The following is a 15,872-nucleotide window of genomic DNA, read 5'->3' as shown; positions in this document are numbered from 1 at the left end:
TTCGCGGGCGCCGTCGCGCTCATGTAATCACCCAGTCTTGAAACGGGATAGTGACAGCCATGTTCTCTCCGCCGCCCGCCAACTCCGGTGCCTTCGGGGCCGCCCCCGCCGCCGCCGGCGACCTGATCAAGGACAGCAGCGACCGCACCTTCATGGCCGACGTGATCGAGGCGTCGCGCACGGTCCCGGTGATCGTCGATTTCTGGGCTCCCTGGTGCGGACCCTGCAAACAGCTCGGCCCCGTGCTGGAGAAGGTGGTCCGCGCCGCCAAGGGCGCGGTCCGCATGGTCAAGATCGACACCGACAAGAACCCGATGATCGCGCAGCAGCTTCGCGTGCAGTCGATCCCCGCGGTCTACGCCTTCTTCCAGGGACGGCCGGTCGACGCCTTCGTCGGCGCCCAGCCGGAGTCGCAGATCAAGCAGTGGGTGGACCGCCTGATCAAGGCGGCCGGCGGGGCGGCCGGCGGCGACGACCTCGGCGCCGTGCTGGAAGAGGCGCTGGCCCACGCCCGCCAGGCGCTGGACGCCGGCGACGCGGCGGCGGCGGCCGACATCTACGGCCAGATCCTGCAGCACGACCCGGCGCACGCCGCGGCCTACGCCGGCATGGTGCGCTGCCTGATCGCCATGAAGGACCTGGCCCGCGCCCGCGAGATGATCGCCGCCGCCCCGGCGGAACTGGCCAAGTCCCCGGAGCTGGCCGCCGCCACCAGCGCCATCGACGTGGCCGAGCAGGCGCAGGCCGTCGGCCCGGTGACCGAACTGATGGAACGGCTGGCCCGCGACAAGAACGACCACGAGGCGCGCTACGACCTGGCCATGGCGCTCTACGCCGCCGGCAAGCGCGAGGCGGCGGTGGACGAGCTGCTGGAACTGGTGCGCCGCGACCGCACCTGGAACGAGGACGCCGCGCGCAAGCAGCTCGTCAAGCTGTTCGAGGCGTTCGGCCCCACCGACCCGCTGACGGTGCAGTCCCGCCGCAAGCTGTCGACCATCCTGTTCAGCTAAGGTCCTGTTCGGGGCGGAAGCGGGCTCTATGTTAGTGCCATGAGCCGGAGCCCGTTCCCCCCGATCCCGGAGCGTCTGCCCGAGACGCTCGCCGTCTTCCCCCTGGCCGGGGTGATGCTGCTGCCGCGGTGCCGGTTGCCGCTGAACATCTTCGAGCCGCGCTATCTCGCCATGGTCGGCGACGCCCTGGCCGGCGACCGCATGATCGGCATGATCCAGCCGGCCGACCCGGCCGCGCGCGGCACCGCGCCGGCCCTGTACGGCACCGGCTGCGCCGGGCGCATCACCGGGTTCTCGGAAACCGACGACGGCCGCTTTCTCATCACCCTGACCGGGGTCAGCCGCTTCACCGTGGTGCGGGAGGTGGAAGGGGTGTGCGGCTATCGCCGCGTGACCCCCGCGTGGGAGGGCTTCACCGCCGATCTGGACCCGGGGGACCCCGACGCGCGGGGCTCCGGCGCCTTCGACCGGCCGCGCCTGCTGCGGGGGTTGAAGCACTATCTGCGGGTCCAGGGCCTGTCGGTCGACTGGCAGGCCATCGAATCGACACCCGACGAACGGCTGATCAACTCCCTGGCGATGATCTGCCCCTTCGTGCCGAGCGAGAAACAGGCATTGCTGGAGGCGCCCGGCCTGGGCGACCGCGCGAAGCTCTTGATCGCGCTGATCGAGATGGCCATTCTCGGCTGTCGCGACGGCGACTGCGCGGCCCACCGCCATTAGCCGCCCCCCGTTCGCGACCCCATTCCCTTCGCCAAGGACGAGACGCCCCATGAGCGCACCCGGCAGCGCACCCAACCCCGACCAGACCGGAGCCTCCGACGGCGCGGCCGCCGACGCCCGCGGGCGCGTCGACCGCAAGCTGCTGGAGATCCTGGTCTGCCCGCTGACCAAGGGCCCGCTGCGCTACGACGCCGAGCGCGGCGAACTGGTCAGCGAACGCGCCGGCCTCGCCTATCCCATCCGCGACGGCATCCCGATCATGCTGGTGGACGAGGCGCGCCGCCTCGACGACGCGGCCGGCGGAACGGGGGATTGAGCCATGACCGGAACGGAACCGCAGGGCATGGATGACACCGGGGGCACCCGCTTCTGGCCGGTCGAGGTCCGCTTGGTGAAGGACGAGAAGCGGCTGGAGGTCGCGTTCGACAACGGGCGCACCTTCTCCTACCCCGCCGAATACCTGCGGGTGCTCAGCCCGTCGGCCGAGGTGCAGGGGCACGGGCCGGGGCAGAAGGTCACCCAGTGGGGCAAGCGGCACATCGGTATCATGCGTCTGGAGCCGGTGGGCCACTACGCCGTGCGCATCCACTTCGACGACCTGCACGACAGCGGCATCTACACCTGGTCGTACCTGTACGAGCTGGGCGAGGACCGCGACCGGCTGTGGGCGGAATACCTGGCCGAGTTGGAGGCCAAGGGTCTGAGCCGGGAGCCCCGGGTGCAGTGGTCCGCCTCGGAGTCGTGAACCGGCTCGCCGCCGCGCGGGCGCTGATCGTCTTCGACCTGGAGTACACGGCCTGGGAGGGCTCCCGGGAACGGCGCTGGACCGGGCCGGGGGAGCACCGGGAGGTGGTGCAGTTCGGCGCCGTCCGCGTCGTCCCGGCCGAGGGGTTCGCCGAAACGGCCGCCCTGTCGGTGCTGGTGCACCCCCGGGTGAACCCGCGGCTCAGCGCTTACTTCACCGGCCTGACCGGCATCACGCAGGAGCGGCTGGAGAGCGAGGGCGTGCCGTTCCCCGACGGGCTGGCGCGCTTCACCGCCTTCGCCGCGGGAGCCGACGCCCTTCTGTGCAACGGCGCCGACGCGGAGGTGATCGCCGAGACCTGCGGCCTCAACGGCATGGCAACGCCCTTCGCCGGAACGCCGGTGATCGACGCCGGCCCCCTGTTGGCCGAGGCCGCCGGGCGCCCCGGGGCGCGGCTTTCCAGCGGCACCCTGCACACCTACATTCCGGGGGTGCCCGATCTCGGCGCCCACGACGCCCTGGCCGACGCCCGGATGGTGGCGGCGGCGGTACGAATTGCGCTGTCCCGGCAATCGCGTGAATCCGGTTGCGCATTTCCGTAAAAATTGATACAAATTGCTTACAGAAGCAGGCAGCGCACCGAACCGCGGGAGGCGCCGATGACCGTCCCTTTTGCCGTCCCCGCACGGTGGTCCGTCGACGATCGCATCGACCACCGCCATCAGGCGGCCCGCCGGCGCATCGCCCAACGGGTGATCCGGGCGCTCGACCGTCGCCGGACCCGGCGCCGCGGCCTTGCCCGCGCTGCCCTCGCGGTCGCCGTGGTGGTTCTCGGCGTGCTGCTGGTCGGGGTGGGCCGCAAGGCGGCCGTCCTGATCGCCGCCCCCGGCCCCGCCTCCCTTCCGCTTCTTGCGGATGGCCCCTCCTTTGGCTAGGCTCCGGGCCTGACGGGGGGCGGAAGGGAGGTCGGGACGGGGGTGGCCGCTGTCAGGGCAGGATGACGACGTACTGCTTGGTGGTGGTTTCCACCACCTCCCAGGTCCCTTCGAAGCCCGGCTCCAGCACGAAGCTGTCGCCCGCGCGCACCGTCCACGACCGGCCGTCGGTGTGGGTAATGACGCTGGTGCCTTCGGTGATCCGGCAATGCTCCCACTCGTCATAGCGGATGCGCCAGACCCCCGGGGTGCAGGACCAGACCCCGGCGAAGCGCTTGCCGTCCGCCGATTCGTAGGCGTTGCGGGTGGTGAACACGGGGGTGCCGGCGATGATGCGGCCGGGGTCCGGCCCCCCGGTTTCGACGGCCGCGACCGCCGGGTCGAGCAGGGTGAAGGGCACGGGCGCATCGGTCATGGTCGGAACTCCTCCAGCAGGGCGGGCAGGGCGCGCAGCGTGTCGATGCGGCGGTAGCCGTCGGCGGGCGGCTTGGCCTCCTCATGCGCCCAGGTGACGTGATAGGGCACGTGCACGGCGTGGCCGCCGGCCTCCAGCACCGGCAGCACGTCGGAACGCACGGAGTTGCCGACCATCAGGAAGCGCCGGGGATCGACGCCGTGGCGGTCCAGGATGCGGCGGTAGGTCGCCGCGTCCTTCTCGCTGACGATCTCCACCGCGGCGAAACGCTCCGCCAGGCCGGAGCGTGCCACCTTGCTCTCCTGGTCGAACAGGTCGCCCTTGGTGATCAGCAGCAGGCGGTGACGGCCGGCCAGCGCGTCCAGCGCCGCCTCCACCCCGTCCAGCAGCTCCACGGGGTGGGCGAGCATGGTTTTGCCGAAGGCCACCAGCGTGGCGATGTCGTGGCCGGAGACTCGCCCGTCGGTGACGTCGATGGCGGTCTCGATCATCGACAGCACGAAGCCCTTGATGCCGTAGCCGTAGAACCGCAGATTCGCCCGCTCCACGTCGAGCAGCCGGCGGTTCAGCGTTTCCGGGTCGGCGGCGTGGCCCAGCAGGGTGCGGAACCGGTCCTGCGTCATCGAGAACAGGGACTCGTTGTGCCACAGCGTGTCGTCGCCGTCGAAGCCGATGGTGTCGATCATGGTGGGCGGGTCCGCGAGGGATCAGGGGCGACTCCGCGACGGAATCGGCGCCAGCCTACACCGGAACCGCCGCCGGCAGCGCGGCAAAACGCAGCGCAACACCGGGGTGCATGGGATATTCCCGGGACAGCCATGGGAAACCGGCACCCCCGATATGCTCCGATAGGGGTGGCGGGCGGGGGAGGGAGGGAGTAATTTTATTTCCATCACGAACCGAGCACCGGGCGCCGATCGGCGCCCCCCGAAGCGAACGACGGACTCATCAGATCATGTCAATGGCACTGCATTCGGCCCATGGGGGCCGGGGCTCGCTGACCGCTGCGATGGCGAACGGGCTGGACCATGTCCTGGACACCCTGGCGCTGTGGCGGCACCGGGTCACCACCCGCCGGGAACTCTCCCGGTTGGACGAGCGCATGATGCGCGACATCGGCGTGTCGCCCCTCGACGTCGAGGTGGAGACGGCGAAGCACTTCTGGCAGGAGTGATCCGGGTCCGGCGCCCGGGCAGCGTGCCGCGCACCGGTCACAAGACAAAGGCCGCTTCCCCCGGGTCAGGGGCGAGCGGCCTTTTTCTTGTGTTCGGGAGAGCGGGCGGCGGGGCGCATCGGCCCCGCCCCTTCGATCACTGCCACGGCATCGATCGGCCGTATCAGATGCAGTACTGCTGCAGGGGCGCGAAGCCGTTGAAGCACACCGCGGCATAGGTCGTGGTGTAGGCGCCGGTGGCGTGGATGCGCACACGGTCGCCCGCCTTCAGGTCGGCCGGCATGCGGTACTCGGCACGCTCGTACAGCACGTCGGCGCTGTCGCAGGTGGGGCCGGCCAGGATCACCGGCTCCGCCGCGGCGTCGCTGCCGTCGTCGCCCAGCACCTCGATGGGGTACTGGATGGCCTCGTCCATGGTCTCGGCCAGGCCGCCGAACTTGCCGATGTCCAGATAGACCCAGCGCTTGCGGTCGGTGGCCGACTTGCGCGACACCAGCACCACCTCGCTCTCGATCACGCCCGCGGAGCCGACCATACCGCGGCCGGGCTCGACGATGGTCTCGGGCAGGTGGTTGCCGAAGTGGCGGCGCAGGCTGTCGAAGATTGCCTGCCCGTAGGCCTGCGAGTTCGGCACGTCGGAGCGGTAGCGGGTCGGGAAGCCGCCGCCCAGGTTGATCATGCCGAGGTCGATGCCCAGCACCTCCAGCTCACGGAAGAGCTGCGCCACCTCGAAGATCGCGCGGTCCCACTGGGTCAGGTCCTTCTGCTGGGAGCCCACGTGGAACGACACGCCCCACGGCTCCACCCCCATGCCCCGGGCCTTGATCAGCAGCTCGCGCGCCATCGGCAGATCGCAGCCGAACTTGCGCGACAGCGGCCACTCCGCCCCCTCGCCCGAGGTCAGGATGCGGCAGAAGACGCGCGCTCCCGGTGCGGCGCGGGAAATCTTCTCCAGCTCCGCCTCGCTGTCGTAGGCGAACAGGCGCACGCCCAGCTCGAAGGCGCGGCGGATGTCCGCTTCCTTCTTGATGGTGTTGCCGTAGGAGATGCGGTCGGGCGTGCAGCCGGCGGCCAGCACCATCTCGATTTCCGGCACGCTGGCGGTGTCGAAGGCCGAGCCCAGGCCGGTCAGCAGGCGCAGGATCTCCGGCGCCGGGTTGGCCTTGACGGCGTAGAAGATCCGCGCGTCGGGCAGGGCGTCCGCCAGCGCGTGGTAGTTCTGCTCCACCACGTCGAGGTCAACGACGAGGCACGGGGTCTGCGGGCGTCGCTCCTCGAAGAAGCGCGCAATCTTTTCGGTCATCCCAGTCTCCCGGACACAAGATGATTATGGACGAATCGGTGATGTGGAGTCGGGTACGGAGCGGCCGAACGCGCCGTTGCAGACCGTGCAATCAGGCAACGGTCAGGCGTTCAGGCCGCCCATACTGGACCGGCCGGGTGTCGGCCGTGTACCGGGAGAACCGGTGAGAGGACGGGAATTTCGAAGACGGGTGGACCGTCGGGGCCCACCGACAACAACATCAACCATCGTAACCTCCAAGACGCCGCCTTGCTTAAGGGACGGTCGGGGATCACGCGTTACGTCGTTGCATAACCACGTCGTCCGTCGGGGGGATCCCATGAGAACGAGGGCGGGCCAGCGGCACGTGCGCTTGCGAGTTCGCGTTACATAAATCGAACCGCCGGCCGTTTAAAGTGAAAAATCCGCAGGGCCGGTGAAAAAAATGAGCGTGCCGCGGGGGACTCGCCCCTGGCACGAAAACCGGAGAAACGTCATGGACTTGGCCCTGACCATACCGCTGGACGAGGTGGCGCTGCGCCTGGGCCTGGCGGCGCTGTGCGGCGCCCTGCTGGGGGTGGACCGGGAGGTGCGCGGCAAGGACGCCGGCCTGCGCACCCACACCCTGGTTTCCGTCAGCGCCGCCGCCACCACCCTGGTGGCGCTGGAGATGTACGGCGCCCTGGACGGCGGGCGCGGCGATCTTGATCCGATCCGCGTCATCCAGGGCCTGGCGCAGGCCATCGGCTTCATCAGCGCCGGCGTCATCATCCGGCGCGGCGCCGACGTCCACGGCGCCACCACCGCCGCCGTGATCTGGATCGCCGGGGCGCTGGGCATCGCCTGCGGTGCCGGCATCTACGCCGTGGCGCTGATGGCCACCGTCATCAGCCTGGCCGTGCTGATCGGGCTCAAGCCCCTGGAGCGGCGCCTGTTCCGCCAGCGGCCCGGTGACGAATGAAGGTGAAGGCCGTCGCTGCCGCCAGCAGGGCCATCACGGCGATGGCTGCCGCCATCGGCACCGGCGTGCCGTCGTGCAGGTGGCCGACGAGGATGCCCACCGCTGCCCCCACCCCCATCTGGACGAAGCCCAGCAGGGCCGACGCCAGCCCCGCCATGGTGGGGTAGGGGCCGACGGCGGCGGCCATGGAGTTGGGCAGGGTCATCCCGGTGCCGAACAGGAACAGGGCGGTGGGGACGATGATGGCCGGCACCGAGATGATTCCGGCCGCGGCCAGGGCGAACCCCGTCAGACCGGCGGCGGCCGACACCAGCGTGCCGGCGCGCATCATCCGCTCCGTTCCCAGCCGCCCGCTGATCCGCCCGGCGACGTAGGAGCCACCCATGTAGCCCAGCACCACCGCGCCGAAGCTGGCCCCGTACTCCCCCGGCGACAGGCCCAGCCCGTTCACCAGCACGAAGGACGATCCGGAGATGAAGGCGAAGATGCCGCTGTAGGAGAAGGCGGACGTCAGCACGCAGCCGACATAGGTACGGTTGCCCAGGAGCGTGAGGTAGTTCCTCAGCAGCCGCGCCGGGCGCAGCGCCTCGGGATCGCGGTGGACGTTGGTTTCCGCCAGCAGCATCAGCACGGCCGCCAGGACGGCCACCGCGATCAGCGTCAGCACCACGAAGTTCGACCGCCAGCCGAACACCTCGATCAGGGCGCCGCCCAGCACGGGCCCGACCGCCGGAGCCAGCGCCATGGCCATGGTCATGTAGGCCAGCACCGTGGCCGCGCGGTCGCGGCCGAACACGTCGCGCACGATGGCGCGCGCCACCACCGGCCCGCAACACGCCCCCAGCGCCTGGACGAAGCGTGCGGCGATGAGCTGCTCGATCGTCGTCGCCAGGGTGCAGGCGGCGCTGGCCGCCAGGAAGATGGCCACCCCACCGATCAGCACCGGGCGGCGGCCGAACCGGTCGGCCAGCGGCCCGTACACCAGCATCGACACCGCGAAGCCCACCAGGAAGACGGACAGCGTCAACTGCACGGTGGCGATGTCCGACTCGAACACCCGCACCAGGGTTGGCAGCGAGGGCAGGTAAAGGTCGGTCGACAGCGGCCCGAAGGCGACGAGGGCCGTCAGCAGCACGCGCACGGCGAGGGAATCGGAACGGGGCATGCGGGAAGTGTATCCGCCTGAAGTGGCACCACCCCCCATCGAGCCACATCACGCCGCGCCGGCAAAGCCCCCTTGGGTGCGGCGCATGGCTGCCCTGCCCCGCCTCCGTTTCAGCGGCCGATCAATGTGGCTCGTCTTCGCCGTTCGGGGATTCGTTGAGCAACGTGGCGGTGTCGCTCAGCAGCGTGGGCTGTTCGGCGAGAAACGCCTTTGCCTCACGCGCCGCAGCTTTGACGTTGATCGGCGCCCCGCTGCTGCGAGCTTCGGGATGCCTGACCTTCTCAGCCCCGGACGGGGAAAGGCCATCCTTCCTGACGATGATCATCGGACACCTCACGGCTCCTACGGGCGGGACGCCGGCATGGCATCACCGCGGTTGACGATTCTCCGGGAGACCAGCCGAGACATGGAGAGTGCACGCTGCGCTTCCGTTCCCTCACCACTATCGGCCGACACCCGGGACGCTGCATCCCGAAAATACGCATGGGCGTGGCGACGCCTCGTCGCATGCCAGTTAGGGTTGCAGGCCGCAGGCGGAACGGTCGAGCGCAGAGCATTCGTGCCGGATGATTGCAGCCGGCGGTCGCGCCGCGCGGCGCCCCGCATCACCCGTAGCGCAGCAGGCGGGCACCGTTGGCGCGCAGCCAGGCGCGCGGGCCGGCGACGTCGGCGGTCAGGCGGGCGCACAGGGACCAGAAGCGGGGCGAGTGGTTCATCTCCTTGAGGTGCGCCACCTCGTGGGCGACGACGTAGTCCAGCACCGCGTCGGGCGTCAGGATCAGCCGCCAGGAAAACGACAGCCGGCCGGTCGAGGAGCAACTGCCCCAGCGGCTGCGGGTGTCGCGCACGGTCACCGCGGCGACGCGGGCGCCGATCCCCGCGGCCTTGGCGCGGGCCCGTTCGGCGAGAACCCGGCGCGCCTCGGCCGTCAGAAAGTCGCGCACCCGCCGGGCCACATGGTCGGCGTGGCCCCCCACCAGAAGGGCGCCGTCCTCGCACCGGGTGCCGCCGCGCAGGGCCGGGTCGTGGCGGATCGTGTGGTCGCGCCCGCGCACCGGCACCACCATGCCATCGGTGAAGGGGTGCTGTGGCGGCAGCGCTTCCAGCCGCGCACGCACCCAACCGTCGTGGCGGTCGATGAAGCGGCGGACCTCGGATTCCGGCAGGCCCTCGGGAACCACCACCTGGATCAGCCCGCGGCCCGCGTCCACCCGCAGCGTCAGGCGCCGGGCGCGCGGGCTCTCGCGCAACTCCAGCGGCACCGGCAGTCCGGCGATGGCGAGCGCGCGGGGCGCCTTCGAGGTGCGGCGAATCGTCATGGACCCTTTATAGACCGCCGGCCATCGGCAGCAACAGCCCGGCGTCGGAACGGGTTTCGGCGCAGCCGTGGCGTGCCTTGGGAAGGGTTTGTTATGTTTGACAGATCGGGATCGGGGGCAAGATAATTGTCCCCATGGACGCGCGGCCACCCCGCATCGCCACGCATGGATCACCGCCGCAACGGGACAAGAGTCATATGACCAAGCGTGAGGATCTTCTGGACTCTTTGTTGGCGGCGGGCGGTGAGGGACTGCTTTTGCTTTCGCCCGCGGCGCAGGTTCTCGCCGTCAACCGCCGCCTGGCCGAGGAGTTGGGGCGCACCCCGGCGGAACTGGAGGGCGTTGAGGCCGCCGCCGCCGGGCTGCCCGCGGCGCTGGTCGGGGAGGCGGCCCGGGTCGCCGCCTCGGGGGTGCCGGCCGCTGCTTCCGTTCCGCTGGCCGGACGCCCGGTTCGTCTGGAGCCGGTGCGCGACCGGGGCGGCGTAGTGTGGGGGGTGGCGGTGCTGGCCGCGGGGACGGAGGATCTGGCCGCCCAACTGGCAGCGGCGCGGTCCGAGGTGGAGCGGGTGCGCGGTGCCACCGTCCGGTTCCTGTCGGCGGCCAACCACGACCTGCGCCAGCCGTTCCAGGCCATGCAGCTTTTCCAGCACCTGTTGCTTCACCGGCTGAGCGACCCCGGCACCCGGGAACTGGCGGAGCGCATGGGCGAGGCGCTGGAAGGGGCGGAGGGGCTGCTGCGGGCGCTGGTGGAGGTGGCGCGGCTCGACGCCGGAATCGACCGCCCGCAGCCGGCCGCGGTGCCGCTGGACGGCGTTTTCGGCCGTCTGCTGCGGGAGTTCGAGGGGCCGGCCGGGACCAGGGGGCTGCGCCTGGTGGTGCGCCCCTGCGCCGCCACGGTGCGCAGCGACACCGGGCATCTGGAACGCCTGCTGCGCCAGCTCCTGTCCAACGCCGTGCGCTTCACCGACCGCGGCGGCGTCCTTCTGGCGGCGCGGCGGCGCGGTCGCGTCCTGTGCATCGAGGTGTGGGACAGCGGACCCGGCATTCACCCCGATGACGTGTCCCGGCTGTTCGACGATTTCCACAAGGCGCACGGTGCCGCCGGCAAGAAGGGCGCCGGCTTCGGCCTGGCCATCGCCCGCCGCCTGGCCGACGGGCTGGGGCACGCCCTGGCGGTGCGGTCCCGGCCGGGTCGCGGTTCGGTCTTCTCCCTCACCGTGCCGCTGGCCTGACGGTCCGGTTCAGCGCGCGAAGAGCCGGGCGGGATCGCGGAAGGCCTTGAACTCCAGCGCGTTGCCGCTGGGGTCCAGGAAGAACAGGGTGGCCTGCTCGCCGACCTGTCCCTTGAATCGGATCTGCGGCTCGATCACGAAGCGCACGCCACGGGCGCGCAGCCGGTCGGCCAGGGCGTGCCAGTCGTCCCACGCCAGCACGACGCCGAAGTGGGGCACCGGCACCTCCTCGCCGTCCACCGGGTTGTGACCCTTGGGCCCGGCGCCCTCGGTCACGTGGGCGACGATCTGGTGGCCGTAGAGGTCCAGGTCGACCCAGTGGTCCGACTCCCGCCCGACACCGCAGCCGAGGACGTCCACATAGAACGCGCGCGCCTCCTCCTTGTCGCGGACGGGGAAGGCGAGATGGAAGGGCTGGAGGGCGGTCATGGTGCGGCGGCTCCCGGGCAGCGGATGATGCCCGACCAATTTACTGCGGTTTGGCGGGCGCCGTCACGCCTCGATCCGCCGCCCGGTCTCCGCGTCGAACAGGTGCAGGGTGCCGGGCGGGGCGGAGAGGCGCAAGGTGTCGCCCTCGCGGCAGCCGGGCAGGCCCGGCATGCGCACCAGCAGGGCGGCCCCGCCCGGCAGGCGCCCGTGGACCACCGTATCCGCACCCAGCGCCTCCACCAGATCCACCCGCACGGTGAAGGGGCCGTCGAGGGTGGCGGACAGATGCTCGGGGCGTACGCCGAGCTTGACGGCGCGCCCGGCGTGCGACGCGTACGGCCGGTCGAGGGTCAGGCGTACGCCGTCGCCGAAGCCCACCGTGACGCCGTCCGGCTCCAGGGCCGCGTCCACCACGTTCATCGGCGGGGCGCCGATGAAGCCCGCGACGAACAGGCTGGCGGGGCGGCCGTAGACCTCCAGCGGCGTGCCCACCTGCTCGGCCACGCCATGGTTCATCACCATGACCCGGTCGGCCAGGGTCATGGCTTCCACCTGGTCATGGGTGACGTACAGGGACGTGATGCCCAGCCGGTCCTGCAGCCGCTTGATCTCCACCCGCATCTGGGTGCGCAGCTTGGCGTCCAGGTTGGACAGCGGCTCGTCGAACAGGAAGACCGCGGGCTCGCGCACGATGGCGCGGCCCATGGCGACGCGCTGGCGCTGGCCGCCGGAGAGCTGGGAGGGGCGGCGGGACAGGAAGGGCCCCAGTTCCAGGATCGCCGCCGCCTTGTCGACGCGCGCCCTGATCTCCGCCTTGGGCAGGCCGCGGATCTTCAGGCCGTAGGCCATGTTGTCGAACACGCTCATGTGCGGGTAGAGCGCGTAGTTCTGGAACACCATGGCGATGTCGCGGTCCTTGGGCTCCAGCCGGTTGACCACGCGCCCGCCGATGGCGACCTCGCCGCCGGTGATGTCCTCCAGCCCGGCGACCATGCGCAGCAGGGTGGACTTGCCGCAGCCCGACGGACCCAGCAGCACCAGGAACTCCCCGTCCGCCACGTGCAGGTCGATGCCCCGGATGGCCTGCACACCGCCGTAGGACTTGCGCACGGCGCGGATGTCGACGTTTGCCATGTTACTTCTCGCTCTCGACCAGGCCCTTGACGAACCATTTCTGCATCAGCACGACCACCGCCACCGGCGGCAGCATGGCCAGGATCGTCGTCGCCATCACCAGGTTCCATTCCGTGGCGGCGTCGGCGAAGGAGATCATCTTCGACAGGGCGATGACGATGGTGTTCATCTCGTTGCGGTTCGTCACCAGCAGCGGCCACAGGTACTGCGTCCAGCCGTAGATGAAGAGGATGACGAACAGCGCCGCGATGTTGGTTTTCGACAGGGGCAGCAGGATGTCCCGGAAGAAGCGCCAGGGTCCGGCGCCGTCGATGCGCGCCGCCTCCACCAGTTCGTCCGGGATGGTCAGGAAGAACTGGCGGAACAGGAAGGTGGCGGTGGCCGACGCCATCAGCGGCAGGGTCAGGCCGGTGTAGGTGTCGATCAGCCCCAGGTCCACCATCACCTTGTAGGTCGGCAGGATGCGCACCTCCACCGGCAGCATCAGCGTCAGGAAGATCATCCAGAAGAAGACCATCCGCAGCGGAAAGCGAAAGAAGACGATGGCGTAGGCGGACAGGATGGAGATGACGATCTTGCCCGCCGCGATGGCCAGCGCCACCACGGTGGTGTTGAACAGCAGGCGCATGACGTCGACGCCGCCGATGCGCCCGACCCCGCCGAACAGCGCGCCGGCATAGTTTTCCAGGAAGTGGTCGCCGGGCAGCAGGGGCAGCGGCGGGCTCAGGATCTCCACCGTCGTCCGCGTCGAGGCGACGAAGGTGTAGTAGATCGGGAACGCCACCACCACGATTCCCAGGACGAGCGAGAGGTGGGCCAGCAGCGTGCCGACCGGGCGCCGTTCGATCATGCGTAATGCACCTTGCGCTCGACGTAGCGGAACTGGATCACGGTCAGCGCCACCACGATGGCCATCAGGATCACCGACTGGGCCGAGGAGCCGCCCAGGTCCAGCCCGACGAAGCCGTCGTTGTAGACCTTGTAGACCAGCGTTTCGGTCGCCCTGGCGGGGCCGCCGCCGGTGACCGCGTGGATGATGCCGAAGGTGTCGAAGAACGCGTACACCGTGTTCACCACCAGCAGGAAGAAGGTGGTGGGCGACAGCAGCGGGAAGATGATGGTGAAGAACCGCCGGGCCGGACCGGCGCCGTCGATCGCCGCCGCCTCGATCAGCGACCGCGGGATCGCCTGCATGCCCGCCACGAAGAACAGGAAGTTGTAGGACACCTGCTTCCACGACGCGGCCACCACCACCAGCAGCATCGCCTGGTCGCCGTTCAGCAGCGGGTCCCAGGGAACGCCGGCGCGGCGCAGCCAGATCGCCAGGGTGCCCATGGCCGGCGAGAACAGAAACAGCCAGAGCATGCCGGCCAGTGCCGGCGCCACCGCATAGGGCCAGATCAGCAGCGTGCGATAGACCGTGCGGCCGCGCAGCACCCGGTCGGCCATGGCCGCGAAGACCAGGCCGGCGGTGAGCGCCAGCAGCGCCACCGACAGGCTGAACACCGCCGTCACCCCCAGGGAATGCAGATAGCCGGGGCTGCTCAGCACCTCACGGAAGTTCTCCAGCCCGACGAAGGTGCTCGACAGGCCGAAGGGGTCTTCCCGGTACAGGGAGCTTTCCAGCGCCCGGTAGGCCGGCCAGAAGAAGAACACGGAGGTGATGGCGATCTGCGGCGCCACCAGCAGGAGGGGCAGCAGCGTGCCGGGGAAGAGGACGCGTCGGTGCATGGGATTCCTTCTCCCCCGGGCAGGGCCGGGGGAGGGGCATGGGAGTCCTTCTCCCCCGGCGGGGCCGGGGGAGGGGGGAGTGTCGTTGCTTACTTCGCCACGGCCCGGGCGGCCTGCTCGACCGCGGCGTTGGCGCGTTCCGCCGCCTTGTCCAGGGCGGTCTTCGCGTCCTGGCGGCCGGCCAGCATCGCCTCGATCTCCTCGTTCTGGATGTCGCGCACCTGCGGCAGGTTGACGAGGCGGACACCGCGGGAGTTCTCGGTCGGCTCCTTGCCCATCATCTGGAGGATCGGCGTCTCGCGGCCGGGGTTCTTGTCATAGAAACCCTGGTCCTTCGTGGCCTGATAGGCTTCCATGGTGACCGGCAGATAGCCCGACACCTGGTGCAGCCGGGCCTGGATCGGCGTCTGCGACAGGAACTGGAAGAATCGGCCGACGCCCTTGTACTCCCCGGCCGTCTTGCCGGCGAACACCCACAGCGAGGCGCCGCCGGGGATGGTGTTCTGCGGCGCCCCTTCGGCGTCCGGGTAATAGGGGAGCTGGCCGATGCCGTAGTCGATGGTCGACTTGGAGATGTCGGCCAGACCGCCCGACGACTCCGTCAGGATGGCGCACTCGCCGTTGAGGAACTTCAGCTTGGCCTCGGAGGTGCGGCCGCCGTAGCTGAAGGAGCCGTCCTTCTGCAGGTCGGCCAGCGTCTGGAAGTGGCGGACGTTGATCGGGCTGTTGATCGCCAGCTTCGGCGTCAGGCTGTTCAGGCCGTTGGCGTCGGAGGCGTAGGGCCGGTTGTTCCAGGCGGAGAAGTTCTCCAGGTGGATCCAGGTCGGCCAGGTCGTGGTGTAGCCGCAGGCCCAGCCCGACGCCTTGATCGCGCGGGCGGCCTCGAACACCTCCGGCCAGGTGCGCGGCGGGGTGTTCTCGTCCAGGCCGGCCTTACGGAAAGCTTCCTTGTTGTAGTAGAGAATCGGCGACGAGCTGTTGTAGGGGAACGACAGCATCTCGCCGTCGGTGGTCGAGTAGTAGCCGACGATGCCCGCCAGGTATTGGCTCTTGTCGAAGGTGGCGCCGGCTTCGCGCAGCACCTCGGCCACCGGCTTGACGGCGCCCTTGGCGGCCATCATCACGCCGGTGCCGACGTCGAAGACCTGTATGATGTGCGGCGCCTGGCGGGCGCGGAAGGCGGCGATGCCCGCCTGCAACGTCTCCGGGTACTTGCCCTTGTAGACCGGGACCACCTTGTAGTCGGACTGGGACTCGTTGAACTCGCGGGCGAGTTGCTCAACCACCTCGTTGTTGCCGCCTTCCATGGCGTGCCACCACTGCAGCTCGGTGGCGGCGCGGGCCGACCCGGCGGACGCCACCAGCGCCATCGCGGTGCCGGCGAGCAAAGCCTTGAAACGGAACATTCTGTGCCTCCCTGGTGAACGCGGTCCCTGCGAACGCGGTCCCTGTGAACGCGATCGCGACGCGCGCCCGGACGGGGGCAATTCCCGGCCGTTCGCACGCCTGCGCTCCCTGCTCCTTAGGCGTGTCGTATTGCCGGGATGTCTCAGTGACGTGTAGCTTTTGTGATTGCCGTATGGGGCAGGCGACACCCTGGGGTTTTTCCCGCATCCC

General features: G+C 70.0%; 20 protein-coding genes. 9 read left to right on the top strand and 11 right to left on the bottom strand.

Annotated features, from left to right (window positions below):
• Positions 1-59: 59 nt before the first annotated feature.
• The 6 genes from trxA to G472_RS0115740 all read left to right on the top strand — a co-directional run bounded on the left by trxA (position 60) and on the right by G472_RS0115740 (position 3,413).
• Positions 60-1,010, top strand: a complete 951-nt coding sequence (trxA, locus tag G472_RS0115765) for a thioredoxin (RefSeq protein ID WP_029009164.1) — start codon at positions 60-62, stop codon at positions 1,008-1,010.
• 39 nt (positions 1,011-1,049) lie between these two features.
• Positions 1,050-1,733: an LON peptidase substrate-binding domain-containing protein gene (locus G472_RS0115760; RefSeq protein WP_029009163.1), complete on the top strand. Its 684-nt coding sequence runs from the start codon at positions 1,050-1,052 to the stop codon at positions 1,731-1,733.
• 139 nt (positions 1,734-1,872) lie between these two features.
• The gene (locus G472_RS33560) at positions 1,873-2,049 is read left to right on the top strand and encodes a Trm112 family protein (RefSeq protein ID WP_084536692.1); all 177 of its coding nucleotides are present in this window, start codon (positions 1,873-1,875) and stop codon (positions 2,047-2,049) included.
• A 3-nt stretch (positions 2,050-2,052) separates the two neighbouring features.
• Positions 2,053-2,478 carry a gamma-butyrobetaine hydroxylase family protein gene (locus G472_RS0115750; protein ID WP_245593507.1) on the top strand — a complete coding sequence of 142 codons (426 nt, stop codon included), beginning with the start codon at positions 2,053-2,055 and terminating at the stop codon, positions 2,476-2,478.
• Positions 2,457-3,080 carry an exonuclease domain-containing protein gene (locus G472_RS37270; RefSeq protein WP_169732818.1) on the top strand — a complete coding sequence of 208 codons (624 nt, stop codon included), beginning with the start codon at positions 2,457-2,459 and terminating at the stop codon, positions 3,078-3,080. The genes G472_RS0115750 and G472_RS37270 overlap by 22 nt, the downstream gene beginning before the upstream one ends.
• Before the next feature lie 57 nt (positions 3,081-3,137).
• Positions 3,138-3,413 carry a hypothetical protein gene (locus G472_RS0115740; protein WP_029009161.1) on the top strand — a complete coding sequence of 92 codons (276 nt, stop codon included), beginning with the start codon at positions 3,138-3,140 and terminating at the stop codon, positions 3,411-3,413.
• Positions 3,414-3,465: 52 nt separating this feature from the next.
• On the opposite strand, the gene G472_RS0115735 is transcribed toward G472_RS0115740, so the two are convergent.
• Together G472_RS0115735 and G472_RS0115730 are read right to left on the bottom strand one after the other, a co-directional pair.
• A complete protein-coding gene (locus tag G472_RS0115735; protein WP_051340884.1) occupies positions 3,466-3,828 on the bottom strand; it encodes a cupin domain-containing protein in 363 nt (120 codons plus the stop codon).
• Positions 3,825-4,514 (bottom strand): HAD family hydrolase, encoded by a 690-nt coding sequence (locus tag G472_RS0115730; protein WP_029009159.1) that lies wholly within the window; start codon positions 4,512-4,514, stop codon positions 3,825-3,827. Before G472_RS0115730 ends, G472_RS0115735 begins: the two co-directional genes overlap by 4 nt.
• A 275-nt stretch (positions 4,515-4,789) precedes the next feature.
• Here G472_RS0115730 and G472_RS39480 point away from each other — a divergent pair, with 275 nt between their 5' ends.
• Complete coding sequence (locus G472_RS39480) at positions 4,790-5,002, top strand: DUF1127 domain-containing protein (protein ID WP_035692598.1); 213 nt, start codon at positions 4,790-4,792, stop codon at positions 5,000-5,002.
• A gap of 163 nt (positions 5,003-5,165) precedes the next feature.
• On the opposite strand, the gene G472_RS0115720 is transcribed toward G472_RS39480, so the two are convergent.
• Positions 5,166-6,305, bottom strand: a complete 1,140-nt coding sequence (locus G472_RS0115720; RefSeq protein WP_029009158.1) for a type III PLP-dependent enzyme — start codon at positions 6,303-6,305, stop codon at positions 5,166-5,168.
• A 475-nt stretch (positions 6,306-6,780) separates the two neighbouring features.
• Here G472_RS0115720 and G472_RS0115715 point away from each other — a divergent pair, with 475 nt between their 5' ends.
• Complete coding sequence (locus tag G472_RS0115715) at positions 6,781-7,245, top strand: MgtC/SapB family protein (protein WP_029009157.1); 465 nt, start codon at positions 6,781-6,783, stop codon at positions 7,243-7,245.
• Here G472_RS0115715 and G472_RS33545 read toward each other — a convergent pair.
• The 3 genes from G472_RS33545 to G472_RS0115705 all read right to left on the bottom strand — a co-directional run bounded on the left by G472_RS33545 (position 7,196) and on the right by G472_RS0115705 (position 9,729).
• Entirely contained in the window at positions 7,196-8,410 is a 1,215-nt protein-coding gene (locus tag G472_RS33545) for a multidrug effflux MFS transporter (RefSeq protein WP_051340883.1), read from the bottom strand. The genes G472_RS0115715 and G472_RS33545 overlap by 50 nt on opposite strands.
• A gap of 121 nt (positions 8,411-8,531) precedes the next feature.
• Positions 8,532-8,735: a hypothetical protein gene (locus G472_RS38855; RefSeq protein WP_156927135.1), complete on the bottom strand. Its 204-nt coding sequence runs from the start codon at positions 8,733-8,735 to the stop codon at positions 8,532-8,534.
• Positions 8,736-9,015: 280 nt separating this feature from the next.
• On the bottom strand, positions 9,016-9,729 hold the full coding sequence (locus G472_RS0115705; protein ID WP_051340882.1) for a M48 family metallopeptidase: 714 nt from the start codon (positions 9,727-9,729) through the stop codon (positions 9,016-9,018).
• Between the two features lie 197 nt (positions 9,730-9,926).
• Between G472_RS0115705 and G472_RS33540 the strand changes: the two genes are divergently transcribed.
• On the top strand, positions 9,927-10,961 hold the full coding sequence (locus tag G472_RS33540) for a sensor histidine kinase (RefSeq protein ID WP_035692668.1): 1,035 nt from the start codon (positions 9,927-9,929) through the stop codon (positions 10,959-10,961).
• Positions 10,962-10,970: 9 nt separating this feature from the next.
• Here the strand turns inward: G472_RS33540 and G472_RS0115695 are convergent, their stop codons facing one another.
• The 5 genes from G472_RS0115695 to ugpB all read right to left on the bottom strand — a co-directional run bounded on the left by G472_RS0115695 (position 10,971) and on the right by ugpB (position 15,661).
• Positions 10,971-11,390, bottom strand: a complete 420-nt coding sequence (locus G472_RS0115695) for a VOC family protein (RefSeq protein ID WP_029009155.1) — start codon at positions 11,388-11,390, stop codon at positions 10,971-10,973.
• A gap of 63 nt (positions 11,391-11,453) precedes the next feature.
• Positions 11,454-12,524 carry a sn-glycerol-3-phosphate import ATP-binding protein UgpC gene (locus G472_RS0115690; protein ID WP_029009154.1) on the bottom strand — a complete coding sequence of 357 codons (1,071 nt, stop codon included), beginning with the start codon at positions 12,522-12,524 and terminating at the stop codon, positions 11,454-11,456.
• Between the two features lies 1 nt (position 12,525).
• Complete coding sequence (gene ugpE, locus G472_RS0115685) at positions 12,526-13,374, bottom strand: sn-glycerol-3-phosphate ABC transporter permease UgpE (RefSeq protein WP_029009153.1); 849 nt, start codon at positions 13,372-13,374, stop codon at positions 12,526-12,528.
• Entirely contained in the window at positions 13,371-14,255 is an 885-nt protein-coding gene (ugpA, locus tag G472_RS0115680) for a sn-glycerol-3-phosphate ABC transporter permease UgpA (protein WP_029009152.1), read from the bottom strand. The genes ugpE and ugpA overlap by 4 nt, the downstream gene beginning before the upstream one ends.
• Positions 14,256-14,344: 89 nt before the next feature.
• Positions 14,345-15,661, bottom strand: coding sequence for a sn-glycerol-3-phosphate ABC transporter substrate-binding protein UgpB (ugpB, locus tag G472_RS0115675; RefSeq protein ID WP_084536678.1), 1,317 nt, complete (start codon positions 15,659-15,661; stop codon positions 14,345-14,347).
• Positions 15,662-15,872: the final 211 nt, after the last annotated feature.

Source organism: Azospirillum halopraeferens DSM 3675 (assembly GCF_000429625.1).
Classification (GTDB): domain Bacteria; phylum Pseudomonadota; class Alphaproteobacteria; order Azospirillales; family Azospirillaceae; genus Azospirillum; species Azospirillum halopraeferens.
This window is presented reverse-complemented; position numbering and strand designations above follow the sequence as displayed.